The organism is Vibrio sp. 1288 (genome assembly GCF_033344475.1).
Genome location: NZ_JAWPOX010000657.1, coordinates 1 through 642 on the forward strand (window position 1 = coordinate 1; position 642 = coordinate 642).

Genomic DNA, 642 nt, shown 5'->3' on the forward strand with positions numbered 1-642 from the left:
CCGTCACAAGATGTGCAAGAAATGGTGGCTCAAGCAGACACGGGCGCACGTAACCCTTCGGGAGTGCAAGGACGAATCCTTTGGTTAGTCCCTCTGTGTTGGTCACTATTTCAATTATGGTACGCCTCCCCGCTACCATTTATTTTCAATTTTGGCGTACTGAATGACACTGAAGCGCGAGCGATTCACCTCACTTTCGCGATATTTTTGGCCTTCACTGCTTATCCAGCAATGAAGAACTCTCCGCGGGATCACATTCCTCTTGTGGATTGGATTCTCGCGTTAGCGGGTAGCTTTTCGGCTGCCTATATCTACCTTTTCTACACCGAACTCGCAGGACGTTCCGGCGCGCCCACCACTGCCGATATTGTGGTTGCGGTCGTTGGCATGATATTGCTACTTGAAGCGACTCGTCGTGCATTAGGGCCTCCGCTAATGGTTGTGGCCGCCGTGTTCCTGACTTACACGTTTGCTGGCCCATACATGCCAGATGTCATAGCCCACAAAGGCGCAAGCTTAGGTAAAGCGATGTCGCATCTGTGGCTAACCACCGAAGGGGTATTTGGTGTTGCGTTAGGTGTATCCACTTCTTTCGTATTCTTGTTTGTACTGTTTGGCGCGATGCTAGAGCGTGCGGGTGCG

The 642-nt window shown here is 51.6% G+C and carries 1 pseudogene; it reads left to right on the forward strand.

Annotated elements, in window-relative coordinates:
- A pseudogene (locus R8O11_RS28605) lies at positions 1-642 on the forward strand (C4-dicarboxylate ABC transporter); the annotation flags it as partial.